Here is an 18,003-nt window from a genome sequence, read left to right as displayed (position 1 = left end):
ACGGGGGACGCACGGCGGCAGCGTACCCTCCCTGTTCACTGTCCGGTGCCGATCCGCGCGGGCGACGCGGTCGGGGCTGTGGGCGGAATCTTCCTGCTCTTGATGGCGAACGTCATCACGTCCTTGAACACAGGGGCCGCGATGTGCCCGCCGTAGATGTCCTTGGCCGGCTTCTGCACCACCGCGAGGACCACGAGCTCGGGTTTGTCCGCGGGAGCGAAACCGACGAAGGAGGCGGTGTAGCCGTTGTAACGGCCCAACTGCTGATCGTATCTGTTGGCGGTGCCTGTCTTGCCCGCCACCCGGTAGCCCGGGATGGCCGCCAGCGTACCCGTGCCCTCGGCGCTGACGGCACCCTCCAGCATGGAGGCGATCTCGCCGGCGGTCTGCTCGCTCACCACCCTGGTCTGCTTGCCGGGCTTGGCGGGGACGAACCTGCCGTGCTCGTCGGTCTCCCCCGCCACGATCTGCGGCTGCACCCTGACCCCGCCGTTGGCGATGGTCTGGTAGACGCTGGCGGTCTGCAGGGCGGTCACCGACACGCCCTGGCCGTAGGCGACCGTGCAGCGCTGGGTGCCCGACCAGCCCTTGTAGTCAGGCAGCAGGCCCGCCTCCTCGCCAGGCAGGCCGACCCCCGGCCGGACGCCGAAGCCGAAGCCCTTGAGCATCTCGAACAGCCGCTGGTCGCCGACCCTGCGCGCGGCCTGGATGGTGCCGACGTTGCTGGAGGTCTCCACGACCTTCTTGAACGTCATCGTCTCCGTCTTGTGCGGGTGGGAGTCGCGCAGCGTCTGGTCGGCGCACCTGATGTGGTCGGCGACGCGGAAGGTGGTCTCCGGACGTACGGCTCCCGCCTCGATCGCGGCCGCGGCGGTGATGACCTTGTTGGTGCTGCCCGGCTCGAACACCTCGGCCACGGCCCGGTTGACGTAGGAGGTGTCGGACGCCTTCTGCCAGTTGTTCAGGTCGAGCTCGGGCGCGTTGGCCATGGCGATGATCTGGGCGGTCCTGACGTCCATGACGATCGCGGTGCCGCTGATCGCGCCGCTGGCGGCGACCTGCTCGGTGATGGCCTTCTGGGCGGCCCACTGGATGTCGCGGTCGATGGTCAGGCGCACGTCGCGACCGGCGACCGGGGCCTGGCGCTGGCTGCGGGTCATCGGGATGCGCTGGCCGTCGCGGCCCTGCTCCACGCTCTGCTTGCCGTCCTGGCCCGCCAGCCGGGAGTCGCGCATCCGCTCGACGCCCTCGAGCCCGGCGCCGTCGTTGCCGACGAAGCCGATGAGCGTGCCGGCCAGGTCGCCGGCCGGGTAGGTCCTGCGGTAGGTCTTCTTCGTGGTGACGGCCGGCAGCCCGTGGTCGAGGACCCTGTCGGCGACCACGGGGTCGACGTCACGGGCGATGAGCTCGTAGCGCGAGGTGGTCCTGGCCAGCTTGGCCAGGATGTCGGCCTCGGGCTTGCCCAGTTCCCTGGCCAGCACCGAGGTCACCTTGGCGTACTGCTCGGGACGGACCTTGCTCGGGTCGATCGCGATCTCCCGCGCCTCGACCGTGACGGCGAGCTCGTGGCCGTTGACGTCGGTGATGGAGCCGCGCTTGGCGGGGATGACCTCGCTGATCACCCGCTGGTCGGCGGCCTTGGCCTCGTAGATCTTGGAGTCGAGGCCCTGCAGCTGGATGAGCCGCCCGGCGAAGATCGACAGGATGAAGGTCATGCCGATCAGCCCGATGTTGAGGCGCCGGCGGGGGTTGCCCAGGCGCAGCACCAGCGGCGGGCGTGGCGGCCTCGGTGGGGGCGGCGGCCTGCGCGGCTGCCGGCGCGGGCCCTGCGGCTGGCCCTGGGACCCGCCCGGCGGCCGGCCGGAGGCCCTGCCCTGCGGCGGGCGGGGTTCGCGGCGCTGCTCGCCTCGGGGGCCGGGCACGGTGGCCTCGCCGCGGCCGCGCCTGGCGTCCCTGGCGTCGGCTCCGGTCAGGCCGCGCGGCAGCTCGAAAGGGTCGTTCCCGCGCCGGTTGGACCCGCCAGGACCTCCGGGCTCGGCGCCGGCCGGTCGGGGACGGCCGTCCTGGCCCGCTCGCCGGTCGGACGGCGTGCGGTTCTCGGTACCCGGACGGTCGGCCGGCCCCGGGCGCCCGTCGGCGTCGCCGCGGCGGGGCCGGCCCGGCTCGCCGTCCCTGCGGCGGGGCGGCTCGTCACGCGGCCCTTCGGAGCGTCCGGATCCGGTGCCGCCCTGCCGTCCCGATCGTCCGGGACCGCCCGGCGTACGACGAACGGCGCCGGGCCCTCCCTGAGAGCCGGCGCCGCCACCACCGCGGCCGGGGCCCTGACCCCTGCCGCCTGTCTCTCTCACCTGTCCGCGCCCGACTTACCCGGGTAGAGAACGTTGACGTCGGGGTCGGACACCTGCCCCTGCCGCTCCGCGGCCTCGGCGAGGCTGCCGGGCTGCTCCAGCTCGGCGATCTTCCGCTTGGCGCTGTCGGACTGCCGCTGCATCTCGGCGATCTGCTCGCGCAGCTCGCTGGCGGTGAAGGAGTCGCGAGCCAGGACGGTGTTGAGCAGCAGCAGGCTGACCAGGCCACCGCACAGCAGGCCGACGACGAGCAGCACGAAGGGGGCGCGCTGCTTGCGCGGCATCGGCCGCCGCACGCGCACCGGCGCGCCGTCCTGCGCCGGGGCCGGCCGCTGACCGATCGGCCGGTCAACGGCCGGCCTGGGCGCGCGCGGAGCGTCCTGCTCGCGCACGCCGGTCCTCGCCGGAGCGGTCCTGGGCACGCCGCCCCTGACGGGCGCACCCCGCCTGATCTCCTGCTCAGTCCTCGTCAACACGGATCCTCTCTGCCGCCCGCAGCCGGGCCGAGGCCGCCCGCGGATTGCGGGCGAGCTCTTCGTCAGTCGGGAGCTCTGCTCCCCTCGTCAGGAGGCGGAACCGCGGCTGGTGAGCCGGCAGCGGGACGGGCAGCCCCGGGGGGCTGGTGTCCCTGGTTCGCGCCGCGAGCACCTGCTTGGTCAGCCGGTCCTCGAGGGAGTGGTAGGAGAGCACGACGACTCTCCCACCGAGCGCCAGCGCGTCGAGGGCCGCGGGAAGCGCCGCCTCGAAGGCGGTCAGCTCCGCGTTGACCTCGATACGCAGCGCCTGAAAAGTCCTTTTGGCGGGGTTGCCACCGGTGCGTCGGGTAGCGGCGGGAATCGCCGCGCGAACGATGTCCGCGAGCCGCTTAGTCGACGTTATGGCTTCCCTGGCCCTTTCCTTGACAATGAGCCCCGCGACACGCGGTGCGAACCTTTCCTCTCCGTAATCTCGGAGGATGCGGGTCAGCTCGGCCGCGGAGTAGGTGTTGACCACTTCCTCGGCCGTGAGCGCCTGCTCGGTGTCCATCCGCATGTCAAGGGGAGCGTCGTAGGAGTAGGCGAAGCCCCGTTCGCCCTCGTCGAGCTGGGGCGAGGAGACGCCCAGGTCGAACAGGACCCCGTCGACCACCGGCCGGCCCGCCTTCGCCAACACCGAGGCCAGCTCGTCGGACGAGGCGTGGACCAGGGTGACGCGGTCGGCGAAGGGCGCGAGCCTGCGCGTGGAGAAGTCGATGGCGAAGGGATCGCGGTCGATCCCGACCAGGTGCAGCGCCGGATGCGCGGCCAGCAGCGCCTCGGAGTGACCGCCGAGGCCGAGGTTGGCGTCGACGACCACCGGCGCCGGGCCCGCCAGCGCGGGGGCGAGGAGTTCCAGGACCCGCTCGAGCATCACGGGAACGTGACCACCCGTGCCCGCAGCGTTGCCTTCCACGTGCATTGCTGAAACCCCCCTCCAACTAAGAATGCGTCCATACTCGCGGATGACGCTAAGGCTCGATCCCGGTGCCCCGTCGCCAGGTCCCCACCCGTAGCCGCCCGGCCAGGTCCCCATCCGCACCCGCTTCGTGGACGCCTGCCATCTGACACCGGGGAAGGTGCATCAGCTGGCGGGCGAGTGGTTGCGGGTGGAGACCTCGCCGAACGACATCACCGACGGATCGGCCGTGACTAGAGAATCCCTGGCAGCACCTCCTCCGACAGATCGGCGAAAGCCTGCTCCTGGTCGGCCAGATAGGTCTCCCAGGCCTGCTGGGCCCAGATCTCCAGCCGGGTGTTGGCGCCGATGACCACGCAGTCACGCTCCAGACCCGCATATGCCCTCAGGGCCTGGGGAATCGTGATGCGCCCCTGCTTGTCCGGAGTCTCGTCGGACGCGCTGGCGAAGAAGACGCGGCTGTAGTCCCGAACCGCCTTGGCGGTGACCGGGGCGGTGCTGAGAGCCTCGGTAATGCGCTGGAACTCCCCCACGGGAAAGACGTAGAGGCATCGCTCCTGGCCTTTGGTGATCACAAGACCCTCCGCCAGCTCCTCACGGTACTTAGCCGGCAGGAACAGCCGTCCCTTGTCGTCCAGACGCGGTTGATGGGTGCCGAGGAACACCGGCCCCACCTCCCGTGCCTCGTGAAGCGCTCAGTGCTGGTGCACCTGCCCTCCACTGCGCACCACCATACTCCACTTCTCCCCACCGTCAACTGATTCGAACCCTCTTCGGTCGCCATTCGATCAGCGTTTACGCAGGTCAGAGCGGTGGAGCGGGGTGGGGGGCGGCGGACGGCCCGCGGGCGGCGCGGGCGTGTCGAACACCGAAAGGGTCGGTGAATACCGCATGGCGGGGCGGCCCGTCGGGGAAAGTGGAGGGCCGTGTCACCGGATTCGCACCACTATGCGACAAGAACCGGATGGATCACCTGAACACTGTGGCTGTTCCCCGATATCCGTAAAAGTCGCCCAAGGATGCCCGCCGTCGTAGGGTCGTACGCACAATGAAAAGGAATGGCAAGGCGCCCCAAAAGCACCTTCGCCCCGGGGAAGCCGTTGCACTTCTCTCATGGAGGCCTGGTGGCAGTAACCCATGACGTCCCTCGCCAGCTCGACGAGCTGGTCTCCACCGCACACCGGATCCGGCAGGCGATCGAGTCGGTGATCGAGGGCAAGAGCGATGCCGTCCGGCTGACAGTGACCGTCCTGCTCGCGGAGGGACACCTTCTGATCGAAGACGTCCCCGGCGTGGGCAAGACGATGCTCGCCAAGGCGCTGGCCCGGTCCATCGACTGTCCCGTACGGCGGGTGCAGTTCACCCCCGACCTGTTGCCGAGCGACATCACCGGAGTGAGCGCCTACAACCAGCAGACGCGGGAGTTCGAGTTCAAACCGGGCCCGGTCTTCGCCAACATCGTGGTCGGTGACGAGATCAACCGGGCCTCGCCCAAGACCCAGTCGGCGTTGCTGGAGTGCATGGAGGAGCACCAGGTGACGGTCGACGGCGTCACCTACGGACTTGACGCCCCCTTCATGGTCATCGCCACCCAGAACCCGATCGAGATGGAGGGCACCTATCCCCTCCCCGAGGCGCAGCGCGACCGTTTCACCGCGCGGGTGGCGATGGGCTACCCCGAGCCGGCCGCCGAGCTGGAGATGCTCGACGTGCACGGCGGCACCTCGCCGCTGGACAAGCTCGAGCCGGTCGCGACCACCGCGGAGGTGCGCGCGCTCATCGAGGCCGTGCGCGGCGTCTACGTCTCCCAGCCGGTCAAGAAGTACGCCATCGACCTGGTGACGGCCACCCGCCACACCCCGGACCTGCGGCTCGGCGCCTCTCCCCGGTCGACGCTGCAGCTGGTGCGCGCCGCCAGGGCCCACGCCGCGCTGTCCGGCCGCGACTACGTGATCCCCGACGACCTGCAGGAGCTGGCCGTTCCCGTGCTCGCCCACCGGCTGCTGCCGAGCATCGAGGCGCAGGGCCAGCGCCGGATGCCCGAGCAGGTCGTCACCGAGCTCGTCAGGCGAGTGCCCGTGCCGGAGGCTCGGGCGTCGTGATCGCGGGACTGCGGGCGCTCACCTCCAGGGGCCGGTCGTTCCTGGCCTCGGGTGTGGCCGCGCTGCTGATGGCGCTGCTGCTGGGCGAGCACGACCTGCTCAGGATCGGCGTGCTGATCGTCGCGTTGCCGCTGCTGGCCGCCCTGGTCGTGGCACGGACCCGCTACCGGCTGGCCTGCGCCCGGCGCCTCGACCCGCCCAGGACGGAGGTGGGCGGCGAGGCGACGGTCACCCTGCGGCTGGAGAACGTCACGCGGCTGCCGACCGGGCTGCTGCTCATCGAGGACACCGTCCCCTACGCGCTCGGCGCCCGGCCCAGGTTCGTGCTGGACCGGGTGGAGTCGAGGGGGATCAGGGAGGTCGACTACCGGGTCAGGTCCGACCTGCGCGGCCGCTACACCATCGGCCCCCTGTCGGTACGGATCACCGACCCGTTCGGCCTGGTCGAACTGACCCGGTCCTTCACCATCGCCGACACGCTCGTGGTGACCCCGCACGTCGAGGCGCTGCCGCACGTGCGGCTGTCGGGCGAGTGGACGGGCGGGGGCGAGAGCCGTACCAGGAGCGTGGCGGCGGCCGGCGACGACGACGTCGCGCCGCGCGAGTACCGGCAGGGGGACGACCTGCGGCGGGTGCACTGGCGCTCCACCGCGCGTCACGGCGAGCTGATGGTGCGCCGTGAGGAGCAGCAGTGGCAGAGCCGCGGCGCGCTCCTGCTCGACACCCGACGGCACGCCCACCGGGGTGAAGGGCCCCGCTCCTCCTTCGAGGTGGCCGTCTCGGCCGCCGCCTCCATCGGCCTGCACCTGGCGCGTGAGGGGCTGGGCCTGCGCCTGGTCACCGACCAGGGGCCCGAGCACCTGAGCGACACCGGGGTGAGCTGGTCGCTGCTCGACACGCTCGCCGTCGTGCGCACCAGCCCGGCCCGCTCGCTGGAGCTCGGCATCACCGCGCTGCGCCAGGGCGGCGGTGACGGCCTGATCGTCGCGGTGGTCGGCGCGATGGACGCCGAGGAGGCCAGGGAGCTGGCCAAGGTCAGGCACGGCAGCGCCACCGGCGTGGCCGTCCTGCTGGACGTGGAGGGCTGGGAGGTCAAGGACTACGGCTCCACCGAGCGCAGGCAGGCGGTCGAGGCGGTGCTGACCGGATCGGGCTGGCGGATCGTCACCCTGCCCGCGGCCACGCCGCTGGCGGCGGTCTGGCAGAGCGCGGGCGTCAAGTCCCGCTTCTCCGTGGGAGGTGCGGCATGAGGCTGTCGATCTGGGCGGGTGTGGCCACCCTCGCGGTCTCGCTCACGCTCTACCCGTTGTTCGACGGCGGCGCGTGGCTGTGGGGCTCGCTCGGCGCGGTGATCGCCGTCACCGCGGCGGGAGTGATCGCCAGCAGGCTCACCCTGCCCGGCTGGGCCGCGCCGCTGCTCGGCCTGACGGCGCTCGGCATCTACCTGACCGCCGCCTACACCGGCGACAAGGCCTGGGCACTGCTCGTGCCGACCAAGGAGTCGGCGCTGGCCCTGGTCAAACTGCTGACCACCGGCTTCGCCGACATCCAGCGCTATGCCGCGCCGGTGCCGGACGACCCGCCGATCGCCATGCTCACCACCGCGGGCGTCGGGGTCATCGCGATCGTCGTGGACCTGTTCGTGACCAGGCTGAGGAGGGCGGCGCTGGCCGGGCTGCCGCTGCTGGCGCTGTTCACGGTGCCGGCCGCCGTGCTGCCCGACCCGATCGGCTGGGCCGCGTTCATCCTCGGCGCGCTCGGGTTCACCAGCCTGCTGATCGCCGACGGGCGCGAGCGCGTCGGCCACTGGGGCCGGGCGGTCCTGGTACGGCGCAGCCGCGCCGCCGCCGGCACGGCCGCCGACGAGTCGGCCGACACGCGCGGGCTGCGCCTGTCGGGCAAGCGCATCGGGTTCACCGCGATCGCGCTGGCCGTGGCGTTGCCGGCGCTGCTGCCGACGCTCGAGCCTGACCCGCTGTTCGGGTTCGGGGTGGGCGGCTCGGGCAAGGGCCGGGGCGACTCCATCAGCATCCCCGACCCTGTCGCCGATCTGAAGGGGCGGCTGCAGCTGCCGGAGAACAACACCGTTCTCTCCTACACCAGCAGCGACGACGCCCCGCGCTATCTCAGGATCTACTCCCTCGACGTCTTCGACGGCCAGCGCTGGACGATGAAGTCGAAGGGCAGCCCGGAGAACAGGGTGGACCAGGGCCCGCTGCCGCCGCCGCCGGGGCTCGCCTCGACGACGAAGACCACGCGAGTCGAGACCGACATCCAGGTCAGCGAGGACATCACGCAGCTGCAGTTCCTGCCGCTGCCGTACCCGCCCCAGCTGGTACGGGCGGAGGGCGACTGGCGCGCGGACGTCGACTCCCTGATGGTCTTCTCCCCCGGCGACCTGGCGGGCGGCCTGCGCTACCAGGTGGTCAGCACCGAGCCTGACGCGAGCGCCGACCAGCTGGAAGCCTCCCCGAGGACCGTCGATCCGGCGGTCGGCGAGCGCTACCTGAAGCTGCCCGACCTGCCGCCGCAGATCAGGCAGCTGGCGCAGCGGGTGACCAAGGACAGCGAGTCCCCGTACGAGGCGGCGGTGAACCTGCAGCGGTTCTTCACCACCACGGGCGGCTTCACCTACAGCCTGGCCACGCAGGGCCACGACACCGAGGCGCTGACGAACTTCCTGGAGCAGACCAGAGCCGGCTACTGCGAGCAGTTCGCCTCGGCGATGGCGGTGCTGGCCAGGTCGATCGGCATCCCGGCCAGGGTCGCCATCGGCTACACGGGCGGCACCAAGCTGGAGGGTCGCTGGGAGGTCCGCACCCACGACTCCCACGCCTGGCCCGAGCTCTACTTCGAGGGCGTCGGCTGGCTGGCCTTCGAGCCGACCCCCGCCGGCAGCGCGGGACAGGGCACCGCCCGCGTCCCCGACTACACGCTGCCCAGGCCGGCCGAGAGCACGCCGAGCAGCGACCCGAGCACGAGCGCCGCCGAGAGCGGCGACGACCCGACCGCCGCGCCCAACAGCAGGGACAGGCTGAGGGAGCTCGACCCCGAGGGCATCTACAGCGGTCCCGTCACGTCGGTGGAGACCACCCCGCTGTGGGTGTGGATCGCGCTGGCCGTGGCAGGAGTGCTGGTGATCCTGCTCATTCCCGCCCTGCTGCGGCTGGTGATCAGGAACCGCAGGGTGCGGACGCTGAGCTGGAAGGTCTCAGGGCCGTCCGACGAGGTCACGGCGAGAGCCGGGCGGGTGGACACCTCGGTGGCCGCGGCCTGGGCCGAACTCGACGACGTGCTGTACGACTACGGGATGGCGCGGCTGCCGAGCGAGACCCCGCGGGCGCTGGCGCGCAGGCTCACCGAGCAGTACGAGTTCGGCGCCGAGGCGGGCGCGGCGGTCGCCGTCATCGCCTCAGCGGTGGAGCGGCTGCTGTTCGCGCGCGACCCGGGGGAGATCGCCCCGATGAAGAGGGAGCTGCGGACGATACGGCGGGCGCTGGCGGCCACCGTCTCGCGCGGCACGCGCCTGCGCGCGGCGCTGCTGCCGCCCTCGGCCCTGCGGCGGATCAGGGGCATGGGCGAGGGCATCCTGGACGGTTTCGACCGGCTGGAGAACATCAGGCTCTGGACGCGGGCAGCCCGCAGGAGCTCCTGACCGCCGAACCGTGCGGCCGCTCCTCACAGGAGCGGCCGCACGAGGTCTGTCGGTCTATCGGCTCAGCGCTCGTCGTGGCGACGGCGCCAGCGCTCTTCCATGCGTTCCATGAAGCTTCCGCGGTTGCCCCGGCGCTGGCTCTTGCCCGGCGTCCTGACGCCGGATCCTGACCCACCGGAGTCACCACCGAACCCGTTCATACGCTTCCAGCTGGACAGGCCCCACAGACACGCGGCGAGCATGACCACGAAACCGCCGACGCCGAGCGGGATCTGGTTGATCACGACGCCGACCATCAGCAGGACGATGCCCAGCGCAAAGCCGATGGAGGCTTTGACCAGGCGCCGCTTGTAATGGCTGCGCGGATCGCTGATCCGAACGGTATTGGCCCACTTCGGGTCCTCGGCGTAGAGGGCCTGCTCGATCTGGTCGAGCAAGCGCTGCTCGTGCTCAGAGAGCGGCACGGCGCCTCCCAAGGACGGCCCCATTTCGGGGAAGACGGCAACGGACGACACGGGGTGTCCGGACCTCGCGGTCGGTTATCCCCAGAATACGAGGCTGTAGACGTAGGCGAAAGAAAACGTCCAACGTAGACCAAACCGGAGGTGACGTCATGGCTCTAAACATGTCCATTCTCCCCCACCCTCCGAGATGTCGCGACATCGGGCGTCATGCCTCCATTTCATCAAGCCGTCCTCTGACTAGTGAAGCCGGGACCACCGCATCGGGGCCGAATCTTCTGATCGCCTTGTCCATCGCTCGCTCGGCCTCCCGCCATCCCGTCTCCTTCTCCCCCAGGCTGAGCTGGTGGGCGGCGGAGTCGGCCGGTCTCAGATTCTCCAGCCTGACACCCACGAGGCGCAGCCTGATCCGCTCAAGCCCGGCGGCGGCGTAGAGCTCGCAGGCCGTCGTGTAGATCTCCTGCGCCACGTCCGTCGGCTCCCGCAGCGTCCGCGAACGCGTGATCGTGGAGAAGTCGGCCCGGCGCAGCTTCACGCTCACAGTTCTGCCCACATGGCCGCCCGCACGCACACGCGCGGCGACCCGTTCGGAAAGCCGCAGCAGTTCGCGCCTGATCACCTCGGGGTCGTCGACGTCCGCCGCGAACGTCTCCTCCGCGCCGACGCTCTTGTCGGGCACGTGGGCGGTGACGGCGCGCTCGTCCCTGCCCCACGCCAGCGCCGCCAGATGGGTGCCGGCCGCGTGGCCGAGCTCGCGCTGCAGCGTGGCGGGCGGGACCCTGGCCAGGTCGCCCACGCTCCTGATGCCCAGGCGCACCAGCGCCTGCTCGGTGCGCTCCCCCACGCCCCACAGCGCGCTGACGGGCAGCGGGTGCAGGAAGTCGACCACGCGGTCGGCCGGCACCACGAGCAGGCCGTCGGGCTTGCACTGCTTGGAGGCCAGCTTGGCGACGAACTTGCTGCCGGCCACGCCGACCGAGCAGGTGATGCCGAAGCGCTCCCGCACCTCGGCGCGGATCCTGGCGGCGATGTCGGCGGGCGAGCCGAGCCTGCGCCGGGCGCCGCCCACGTCGAGGAAGGCCTCGTCGGAGGCGATCGGCTCCACGAGCGGCGTGATCGCGTGGAAGATCTCCATCACGCCCCTGGAGACCTCGGTGTACTTGCCGTGGCTGGGCGGGATGATCGTGGCCTGCGGGCACAGGCGGCGGGCCCTGCTCATCGGCATGGCCGAGTGCACGCCGTACTGCCTGGCCTCGTAGGTCGCGCTGAGGACGACGCCGCGCCCGGCGGGCGAGCCGACGATCACCGGGCGGCCGCGGAGCTCGGGACGCTCGAGGAGCTCGACACTGGCGAAGAAGGCGTCCATGTCGACGTGGAGGATGGGGCAGCCGCTGTCGTCGGCCCCGATCCTGGCGACGGGGCCGACTCCGGTGATCTGCTTGCGCGACACGACGTGATTCTACCCGAACGCGCGTTCGACAACCGTCCTGGCGCCGTGGCGGCAGGGGCCGCGCCCGGGGGCCGGGACCCGGTCGAGGGGGCGGGTCATCACTTGTGGCCCAGGACGTGCAGCTGCGTGGCGATGTCACGCAGGACGGGATGGGTGGCGGCGGCCTGCTCCAGCGCGACCAGCGCCTCGGCGGCGCCCGGCTCCCCGTCGACCAGGCGGCTGGGCACCAGGTCGGCGAAGACCCGCACCCCGTGGACCTCGTCCACCGCGAACCCGGTCGCCGCGAGGAGTTCGGCCAGCGTCTGGGCGGCGAACCTGCGCGGGGTGGGGTCACGGTCGCCCCAGCGCCCCATCGGGTCGTCCAGGGCCGCCCTGGCCGCGTCGAAGTGCCCGGCCAGCGCGCGGTGGATGGCGCCGGCCACCGGGTTGGCCGCCAGCACGCTCACGACACCACCGGAGCGCAGCAGGCCCGAGACCGCGGTCAGCGCCGAGAGCGGGTCCTCGACGTACTCCAGCACGCTGTGGCACAGCACCAGGTCGGCGCTGTCGCGCGGCAGGAGGTCGCCGAGGTCGGCGGCGTCACCCTGGAGCGCCCGCACGCCGACCCCCCGCTCGGCGGCCCTGCGCTCCAGGGCGAACAGCGAGTCGGGGCTCGGGTCGACGACGGTCACCGCGTGACCGAGCTCGGCGAGCGGTACGGCGAAGCCGCCGGTGCCGCCGCCCGCGTCGACGATGTCGAGCCGCGCGCGGCCGGTCTGGCTCGCCCGCGCGGCCAGCACCGCCCGCAGCGCGTCCCAGACGACGGCGGTGCGCACCGCCGGGGTCGCCTGCTTGGTGATGCTCTCCGCACGCAACGTCGGCTCGCCTCCTCGTTTCGCCGCGCCCGGGAACGACGGTGTGCCCGCTGCGTCCCCGAACGCGTTCTTTCCTTGCCCGTGGTCCCCGCGCGTGACGGCCATGAGCGGCCGTCGCGGCTGGGGCCAGCCTACGCCGTCCCGAGCCGGGTGAGCATACGAGATCACAAGGAGGTAACGTCCGGATGCGGGCACGGGGCGGGCCCCGTCACGCTCCCCGGCCGTCGAAGGCCGCCAGGACGCGCCTGGGCGCCCGCAGCCGCCAGGCGTCGGCGAGGAGCTCGGCCAGCTCCGCCGCCTCGACGGCGGCGAAGCGCACCAGCACGACCGCGTGGCCGTCGTAGTGCGGGAGGGTGAAGAAGGCGTCGGGATCCGCGGCGACCAGCTCGCGCTTGTGCTCCTCGGAGGCCACCGGCAGGGCCAGGACGTCGCCCTCCTCCCTGATCCGCGCGAACCACCTGGCCTTGACGTAGAAGGCGGGCGTGCCGTACATGAGGCGTTCGGTGGTCTCCGGCAGCCCCAGCGCGATCCGCCGCACGTCGTCCTCGGTCACCATGCGACCCATCCTGTACCGCACGGCGGCCCGGACACCACCCACCGGCACGGGCGCTTGCGCCGCCGGGAAGGCCTCGGGGCCCGCGCGGGGGTTCGGGTGTCCAGACCGAACCCGTCCCGCCGGAGAGACCCAACGGGCGGCCGTGGTGGCCGGCCGCTGGGGAGGTCTCCGCCGCTCAGGAGGTCACCGGTCGCCCCGGCCGGTGGACGTACCGGAAGGCACCGGCCGTACCAGGAGGTGCCGGCCGGCCGTACCGGGATGTGGGCGGCCGACGCCGGGGGCGAGGGCCGGGGTCAGAGCGTGAGGCTGGGCTTGAGCTGCTTGAAGCGGGCCAGCAGACCGTTGATGAACTGCGGCGACTCGTCCGTGGACAGCTCGGACGCCAGGTGCACCCACTCGCTGATCACCACGCCCTCCGGCACGTCGGGCATCCAGAGCAGCTCGTAGGTGCCGCCACGCAGGAGGTTGCGGTCGACGGCGGGCATGCGCTCGAGAGTCCACCCCTCGGCGTAGGTCGTGATCAGCTCGTCGATGCGCCGGGAGTGCCGGGCGACGCCCTCGACGATCGCCGAGGTGTACTCGTTGACCGGCGGCTCCCGCCGGTCAACGCGCTCGGCGAGGATCTTCAGCGCGTCCTCACCGCGGAGCTCGGCCTCGAAGAGGATGTCGAGCGCCCGCCTGCGTGCTTTGCCTCGCGCGGACACTCAGGCCCGGCCGAGGTATTCGCCGCTGCGGGTGTCGACCTTGACCTTCTCGCCCGTCGTGATGAACAGCGGGACCTTGATCTCGGCGCCGGTCTCCAGCGTGGCGGGCTTGGTGCCGCCGGTGGAACGGTCACCCTGCAGGCCCGGCTCGGTGTTGGCGATCAGCAGCTCGACCGCGGCGGGCAGGTCGACGTAGAGCGCGGAGCCCTCGTTGAAGGCCACGGTGGCCAGCGTGTTCTCGAGCATATAGTTGGCGGCGTCGCCGACGGTCTTGGCGGGCACGTTGACCATGTCGTAGGTCTCGGTGTCCATGAAGACGAAGTCGTCGCCGTCCTTGTAGGAGAACTGCATCTCGCGCTTGTCGACGTTGGCCACGTCGACCTTCACACCGGCGTTGAAGGTCTTGTCGACGACCTTGCCGGACAGGACGTTCTTGAGCTTGGTGCGCACGAACGCACCGCCCTTGCCCGGCTTGACGTGCTGGAACTCCACGACGGCCCAGAGCTCACCGCCGTCGAGCTTCAGCACCATGCCGTTCTTGAGGTCGTTGGTCGTCGCCACTCGTTACTCCCGGATGCGGCCGCTCTTACAGGACGAGCAGCTCCTTGGTCGTCTTCGTCAAAAGTTCCGCTCCGCCTTCACGCGTCACGAGCGTGTCCTCGATGCGGACCCCGCCCCTGCCCTGGAGGTAGACCCCAGGCTCGACGGTGATCGGAACTCGATCCTCTAGTCTACCGGTCCGCGAAGGGCCCAGGAACGGCTCCTCGTGGATCTCCAGGCCCACCCCGTGGCCGAGGCCGTGGCGGAAGTGTTCGGCGTGTCCCGCCCGCTCGATGACCGATCGGGAGGCGGCGTCGATCCCGGCGGCCTCGGCGCCGGGGCGCACCGCCTCGCGTCCCGCGCGCTGGGCGTCGCGGACGAGGTCGTAGATCTCGCGCTGCCAGTCGTCGACCCTGCCGAGGGCGACGGTGCGGGTCATGTCGGCGTGGTAGCCGCGGTAGAGGGCGCCGAAGTCGAGGGTGACCAGGTCGCCGGTGCGCAGCTCGCGGTCGGTCGGCGAGTGGTGCGGGATGGAGCCGTTCTCCCCGCCGGCCACGATCGACTCGAAGGCGGGCTTGTCGGCGCCGAGTTCGACCATGCGGGCCTCGAGGACGCGGGCGACCTCGCGCTCGCTCACTCCCGGCCTGATGCTTCCCCTGATGTCGGCGAAGGCCTGGTCGGAGATCGGGCAGGCGGTCCGCAGCAGCTCGATCTCCTCGTCGTCCTTGACCATCCGCAGGCGTTCGACCAGCGGTTCCAGCGGGACGAGGCCCTCGCCCAGCCGGTTGAAGGTCGCCACCGTCATGTGCGCGGCCTCGATGCCGACGCCGGGCGCGGCCAGCTCGCCTGCGACGTCGGTGACCTCGACGGTCTCGACGTCCAGGTCGCGGGTCATCTCGATGTAGCGGGAGTCGGTGGCGAGCCTGGCGGTGCCGTCCGCGCGGACCAGGACGGCGGCGTTGGAGCTGTCCAGCCCGGTGAGGTAGCGGACGTTGACCGGCTTCGTGACGAGAATGGCGTCGACACCTGCCAGCAGCGCGGCGAGGGTGGCTCGGCGCCGGGCGAAATCGATGGTCATTTCACCAAGTATTGACCACGTTCGCTGCGGCCAGCTACGGTCCAGATCTGAAGGTTAGGAAGGTTTACTAACTCGTGGAGCAGTCGATGCGGATCGTCTTAGCCCTCGCCCTGGCGCTGACAGGAGCCCCGACCATGCACGCCGCCGAGCAGACTACCGGGCCCGCCGCGCAGGCCGGCGCGAAGGTCACCGGGCACATCCGCTTCGACCAGGTCGGGTTCGCGCCGGACGAGGCCAAGCACGCCTACCTGATGACCGGCGGGCGGCCCGCCCCCTTCACCGTGATCGACGCCAAGGGCAGGCCGGTGCTGAACGGTACGGCCGGCCGCGACCTCGGCGCGTGGAACGCCGCCTACCGCCACGTCTACGACCTCGACCTCACCAGGCTCAGGAAACCGGGCAGCTACCGGATCACCTCGGGCGGCCTGACCTCCGCCGAGTTCACGATCGCCCCGTCCGCCGCCCTGGCGCTGCCCGCCTCGAAGATCGTGACGTTCTTCGGCGGCCAGCGCGACGGCGGCAGGCGGCACGCCAACGACCGCGCCGCCCACGTCTACGACTGGCCGGCCTTCACCGGCCCCGACACCGACCAGATCAAGGGCGAGCTGACCAGGATCGGCGGGCCCGTCGACGTCGAGGGCGGCTGGTTCGACGCCGGCGACTACCTGAAGTTCACCCACATCCTGGCCTACGTCGACACGCTGCTGTGGGCGGCCAGGAGGGACGGCGGGCCGGTCGTCGATCCGCGCCTGAAGTCGGAGGCGCTGCACGGCCTGAAGTACCTGGACAAGATGTGGGACGGGACGACCAGGACCCTCTACATCCAGGTCGGCGTCGGCGCCGGCAACGCCGAGGGCACGTTCGTCGGCGACCACGACATCTGGCGCCTGCCCGAGACCGACGACTCCTCCCGCGAGAAGTACATCCGCAACCGGCCGGTCTTCCGGGCCGCCCCGCCCGGCGAGCCGATCAGCCCCAACCTGGCCGGCCGTACGGCGGCGGCCTTCGCGCTGGCCGCCCAGGTCGAACCGGACAGGAAGCGCGCCCAGTCCTGGCTCGACAAGGCCGCCGAGATCTACGCCATGGCCAAGACCACCGACGTGGGCCGGCTGGTGACCTCGCTCCCGCACGCCTTCTACCCCGAGAGCGTCTGGCGCGACGACATGGAGCTGGGCGGGGCCGAACTGGCGCTGGCCGCGCAGCGGCTCGGTGACCCCAGGGCCGCCCAGTGGCTGGAGCAGGCCCAGCACTGGGCCACCGAGTACATCGCCAAGGACACCGGCGACACGCTCAACCTCTACGACGTCAGCGCCCTCGCGCACGCCGACCTGATCAGGGCGGGCGCCCCGATCAAGGGCGCGCTGGTCGCCGATCTCAAGGCGCAACTGGAGATCGGCGCCGCCAGGGCGGCGAAGGACCCGTTCAGGGCGGGCGCGGCCTACGACGCCTTCGACTCGGTGCCGCACGCCTTCGGGCTGGCCGCCACCTCCCGGCTGTACCGCTCGGTGACGGGCGACCGCGGCTACGACGCCTTCGGCACCCAGCAGCGCGGCTGGACCCTCGGCGCCAACCCGTGGGGCGTGTCGTTCGTGCAGGGCGTCGGCGACAACTCGATCTCCTGCCCGCACTACCAGATCTCCAACCTGACCGGCCGTCCGGCGACGGGTGCGGTCGTCAACGGGCCGAACGCCGCCTCCCTGTTCGACGACGGCCTCGGCGACCACTTCGAGGAGATGGCCAAGTGCCCCGCCGACGGGGTGGACCGCTACGAGCAGTTCACCGGCAGGGGCAGCAGGTTCGTCGACGACGTGCGCTCGTGGCAGGCCTCCGAGCCGGCCGACGACTTCGCCGCGATCGCGTTCTACGCGCTGACGCTGATGTCCAGGGACTGATCTCCCCGTCGCCGGTGGCGCCGCTCCCGCCTCCCTTCCCGGGTACGGCGGGGCGGCGCCGCTCAGCGCTTGCGGCCGAGCCCGCCGTACTGGTGGACCTCGCGGTCGGTGTACTCGGTGGCCGCGTCGGGGTGCCAGCGCGGCAGCGAGACCACGCCGGGCGCGACCAGTTCCATGCCGTCGAACAGCGTCCGCAGGTGCTCGGGGGTGCGCAGTCTGATCTCGGTCGCGCCGCTGGCGTTCCACCGGGCGGCCGCCTCGTCCATCGAGGGGCTGTGGACGCTGTGCGAGACGACCAGGTAGCTGCCGGCCGGCATGGCGTCGAAGAGCGTCGACAGCGCGGCGCGGACCTGCTCGTCGTCGGGAAGGAACTCCAGCACACCGAGCACCATCAGCGCGATGGGCCGGGAGAAGTCGAGCGTCTTGGCCGCGCCGCGCAGGATCGTCTCGGGGTCGCGCAGGTCGGCGTCGAGGTAGTCGGTCGCGCCCTCGGGAGTGCTGTAGAGCAGGGCGCGCGCGTGGGCGAGCACGATCGGGTCGTTGTCGACGTAGACGATGCGCGACTCGGGCGCGGCCCGCTGCGCCACCTGGTGGGTGTTGTCGGCGGTGGGCACGCCGGTGCCGACGTCGAGGAACTGCCGGATGCCGGCGTCGACCAGGTGCCGTACGGCACGGCCGAGGAACTGCCTGTCGGCCCTGGCGACGACCACGAGGTCGGGCATGACCTTGAGGATCTCGTCGCCGACGGCCCGGTCGGCCTCGTAGTTGTCCTTGCCGCCCAGCCAGTAGTCCCACACGCGTGCCGGGTGCGGCACGCTGGAGTCGATCCTGTCGAGCCGGTCCCGCGCGCTGTCGGTCACTGGAGAACCCCCTGCCTGTCCAGTCTGTCCATGATCAATCTAATCGAAGAAGCCCACCGTTCCACGGCG

At 71.5% G+C, this 18,003-nt stretch carries 16 protein-coding genes; 4 read left to right on the top strand and 12 right to left on the bottom strand.

What is annotated here, in order from left to right; all coding sequences use genetic code 11:
• Window positions 1-35: 35 nt before the first annotated feature.
• The 4 genes from ABZX22_RS18605 to mraZ all read right to left on the bottom strand — a co-directional run bounded on the left by ABZX22_RS18605 (window position 36) and on the right by mraZ (window position 4,447).
• A complete protein-coding gene (locus tag ABZX22_RS18605) occupies window positions 36-2,348 on the bottom strand; it encodes a penicillin-binding transpeptidase domain-containing protein (RefSeq protein ID WP_354910325.1) in 2,313 nt (770 codons plus the stop codon).
• Complete coding sequence (locus tag ABZX22_RS18600; protein WP_354910322.1) at window positions 2,345-2,821, bottom strand: hypothetical protein; 477 nt, start codon at window positions 2,819-2,821, stop codon at window positions 2,345-2,347. Before ABZX22_RS18600 ends, ABZX22_RS18605 begins: the two co-directional genes overlap by 4 nt.
• On the bottom strand, window positions 2,808-3,785 hold the full coding sequence (rsmH, locus tag ABZX22_RS18595; protein WP_354910320.1) for a 16S rRNA (cytosine(1402)-N(4))-methyltransferase RsmH: 978 nt from the start codon (window positions 3,783-3,785) through the stop codon (window positions 2,808-2,810). Before rsmH ends, ABZX22_RS18600 begins: the two co-directional genes overlap by 14 nt.
• 230 nt (window positions 3,786-4,015) lie before the next feature.
• Window positions 4,016-4,447, bottom strand: coding sequence for a division/cell wall cluster transcriptional repressor MraZ (gene mraZ / locus ABZX22_RS18590; protein WP_354910317.1), 432 nt, complete (start codon window positions 4,445-4,447; stop codon window positions 4,016-4,018).
• 459 nt (window positions 4,448-4,906) lie between these two features.
• On the opposite strand from mraZ, the gene ABZX22_RS18585 reads away from it, so the two are divergent.
• The 3 genes from ABZX22_RS18585 to ABZX22_RS18575 are packed head-to-tail and all read left to right on the top strand — an operon-like array spanning window position 4,907 to window position 9,539.
• Complete coding sequence (locus ABZX22_RS18585; protein ID WP_354910315.1) at window positions 4,907-5,884, top strand: MoxR family ATPase; 978 nt, start codon at window positions 4,907-4,909, stop codon at window positions 5,882-5,884.
• The gene (locus ABZX22_RS18580) at window positions 5,881-7,134 is read left to right on the top strand and encodes a DUF58 domain-containing protein (protein ID WP_354910312.1); all 1,254 of its coding nucleotides are present in this window, start codon (window positions 5,881-5,883) and stop codon (window positions 7,132-7,134) included. The genes ABZX22_RS18585 and ABZX22_RS18580 overlap by 4 nt, the downstream gene beginning before the upstream one ends.
• On the top strand, window positions 7,131-9,539 hold the full coding sequence (locus ABZX22_RS18575) for a DUF3488 and transglutaminase-like domain-containing protein (RefSeq protein WP_354910310.1): 2,409 nt from the start codon (window positions 7,131-7,133) through the stop codon (window positions 9,537-9,539). The genes ABZX22_RS18580 and ABZX22_RS18575 overlap by 4 nt, the downstream gene beginning before the upstream one ends.
• 62 nt (window positions 9,540-9,601) lie before the next feature.
• On the opposite strand, the gene ABZX22_RS18570 is transcribed toward ABZX22_RS18575, so the two are convergent.
• The 7 genes from ABZX22_RS18570 to ABZX22_RS18540 all read right to left on the bottom strand — a co-directional run bounded on the left by ABZX22_RS18570 (window position 9,602) and on the right by ABZX22_RS18540 (window position 15,182).
• Window positions 9,602-10,003, bottom strand: coding sequence for a DUF3040 domain-containing protein (locus tag ABZX22_RS18570; RefSeq protein ID WP_354910307.1), 402 nt, complete (start codon window positions 10,001-10,003; stop codon window positions 9,602-9,604).
• A 205-nt stretch (window positions 10,004-10,208) separates the two neighbouring features.
• On the bottom strand, window positions 10,209-11,450 hold the full coding sequence (gene dinB, locus ABZX22_RS18565; protein WP_354910305.1) for a DNA polymerase IV: 1,242 nt from the start codon (window positions 11,448-11,450) through the stop codon (window positions 10,209-10,211).
• Window positions 11,451-11,548: 98 nt separating this feature from the next.
• On the bottom strand, window positions 11,549-12,304 hold the full coding sequence (locus tag ABZX22_RS18560) for a methyltransferase (RefSeq protein ID WP_354910303.1): 756 nt from the start codon (window positions 12,302-12,304) through the stop codon (window positions 11,549-11,551).
• 208 nt (window positions 12,305-12,512) lie between these two features.
• Window positions 12,513-12,860: an MmcQ/YjbR family DNA-binding protein gene (locus ABZX22_RS18555; protein WP_354910302.1), complete on the bottom strand. Its 348-nt coding sequence runs from the start codon at window positions 12,858-12,860 to the stop codon at window positions 12,513-12,515.
• Between the two features lie 293 nt (window positions 12,861-13,153).
• Entirely contained in the window at window positions 13,154-13,564 is a 411-nt protein-coding gene (nusB, locus tag ABZX22_RS18550; protein ID WP_354910301.1) for a transcription antitermination factor NusB, read from the bottom strand.
• Entirely contained in the window at window positions 13,565-14,125 is a 561-nt protein-coding gene (gene efp / locus ABZX22_RS18545; protein ID WP_354910299.1) for an elongation factor P, read from the bottom strand.
• 25 nt (window positions 14,126-14,150) lie between these two features.
• Entirely contained in the window at window positions 14,151-15,182 is a 1,032-nt protein-coding gene (locus ABZX22_RS18540) for an aminopeptidase P family protein (RefSeq protein WP_354910296.1), read from the bottom strand.
• Between the two features lie 86 nt (window positions 15,183-15,268).
• On the opposite strand from ABZX22_RS18540, the gene ABZX22_RS18535 reads away from it, so the two are divergent.
• Window positions 15,269-17,074, top strand: a complete 1,806-nt coding sequence (locus ABZX22_RS18535; protein ID WP_354910294.1) for a glycoside hydrolase family 9 protein — start codon at window positions 15,269-15,271, stop codon at window positions 17,072-17,074.
• A gap of 62 nt (window positions 17,075-17,136) precedes the next feature.
• Here the strand turns inward: ABZX22_RS18535 and ABZX22_RS18530 are convergent, their stop codons facing one another.
• The gene (locus ABZX22_RS18530) at window positions 17,137-17,934 is read right to left on the bottom strand and encodes an SAM-dependent methyltransferase (protein WP_354910292.1); all 798 of its coding nucleotides are present in this window, start codon (window positions 17,932-17,934) and stop codon (window positions 17,137-17,139) included.
• Window positions 17,935-18,003 lie beyond the last annotated feature (69 nt).

The organism is Nonomuraea sp. NPDC003804 (genome assembly GCF_040610675.1).
Lineage (GTDB): Bacteria > Actinomycetota > Actinomycetes > Streptosporangiales > Streptosporangiaceae > Nonomuraea.
This window is presented reverse-complemented; position numbering and strand designations above follow the sequence as displayed.